This is a genomic window from Mesorhizobium sp. M1E.F.Ca.ET.041.01.1.1 (assembly GCF_003997355.1).
Classification (GTDB): Bacteria; Pseudomonadota; Alphaproteobacteria; order Rhizobiales; family Rhizobiaceae; genus Mesorhizobium.
Map to the genome: position 1 here is coordinate 1 of NZ_RZSL01000980.1, position 1,417 is coordinate 1,417.

Below are 1,417 nucleotides of genomic sequence, written 5' to 3' on the forward strand. Positions count from 1 at the left end.
GATCAGGACCGCGGAGGTTTTGCGTTCCGTCTTCCGGGAGTCCGATGTGATCGCCAGAATCGGTGGCGACGAGTTTATCGCGATGGCAGATGGCGTCGACGGGACAGCCGTCGAACTTCTCCGTCGCCGCCTCACGAGCGCCGTGGAAGATCACAATAGCGAATCGGCGGGGGAGCCGGCGCTGGCCCTCAGTTTGGGCTTCGCCCACCACAATCCAACAACGGAAACGTTGAAATCTATCGACGATTTGATCGCTGAGGCGGACGAGGCGATGTACGTGGATAAAGATAGCCGTCGGACCAAGGCAGCCCGCCGATAGCCGAGGAAATAGGGCTGGACGGCGGACCCTGCGGCCGGCTGCTTCGTCAAGCGGATGCTAATATTTTCGCAAGTACATGGAACAGACGTTCGCCATTGCTGGTTGTGGCTGGCAGCGGTCATGTCCGCTTCTGGGTCGAGAGCCCGTCGCCACATGGTCCCGGCGACGGGCTTTTATTAAAGCGCGTCACGCTGAAATGAATTCAGGCGACGCGCTTTAAGTCTTTGTTTTGATGCATGTCGTTCTCCCAAAACCGCTGCGCACTTTTGGGCGAGATAATCCTAAAAATTAGCAGTGCCGGGCGTTGAAAGCCGGTGCATAGTGGATGTCTGCCCCGTCCACACCGGGGTAACGGGCCCGGCCTGTACGCCCTAGTCACCCCTCGACTCCCCGACAGGCCGGGTACCTGTGTCCCCCAATGTGCCTGGTGTCGTCACCTCCGGCTTAATGCTGCGGAATCTTACGTGTGACCTGAACGGCTCGCCCTCTTGATCGTTGAATAGGTTAAGAGGTCGATTTCATGAGCAACAAGAACGGCAATGCAGGCACAGGCGAAGGCGTCCTTTTGCTGCTGGCGGATAGGTTGGTCAGAGAGGCGGGTATCACTCAAGAACAGGCTCATGAGCTGATCAAGTTGATTGGAACTGACTGGAGTTCTCTGCTTCGGGAGGCCCACATTCTCAAAGAGCGGCATCGATTATGAGCGAACGCGGGGCAGAGTTCTTTGGAAAGTGGATCACCGACAACGTGATGCGCGGCAACGTAGGCGCGGACATCATTTCTGTAGCGGAGCTGACGACCAAGCTGTTCACCGATGCGAAGGCCGCAGGTATTTCCGAGGACGAGATTGAAGAGGAAATCGGCAGTGCCTATGAGGCGATCCGGGCTGCGATTAACGGCTCCAGAGACATCGAAGAATCCGATTGACCCCTTGGCAATCGGCAAGCGATGAGGAATATAATCCTTCCCGGTGCGGCGACCCTATTCACGAAGATCGCCGCTGTTCGACTAAGACATGATCCTTCATTGCCCAATCTGCAATCGGGCGATGGTCAGGAAGGGTTACTGGATCAAGAGCGTCAAGGCATTCACCTGCGA

At 56.7% G+C, this 1,417-nt stretch carries 3 protein-coding genes; all 3 read left to right on the forward strand.

Features of this window, described 5'->3' with window-relative positions:
- Positions 1 to 319: diguanylate cyclase (locus tag EOA38_RS36575; protein ID WP_210213019.1), on the forward strand; the 319-nt coding region annotated here is incomplete at its 5' end.
- Between the two features lie 520 nt (positions 320 to 839).
- Positions 840 to 1,022: a hypothetical protein gene (locus EOA38_RS36580; protein WP_126093380.1), complete on the forward strand. Its 183-nt coding sequence runs from the start codon at positions 840 to 842 to the stop codon at positions 1,020 to 1,022.
- Positions 1,019 to 1,246, forward strand: coding sequence for a DUF768 domain-containing protein (locus EOA38_RS36585; RefSeq protein WP_126093381.1), 228 nt, complete (start codon positions 1,019 to 1,021; stop codon positions 1,244 to 1,246). Before EOA38_RS36580 ends, EOA38_RS36585 begins: the two co-directional genes overlap by 4 nt.
- Positions 1,247 to 1,417 lie beyond the last annotated feature (171 nt).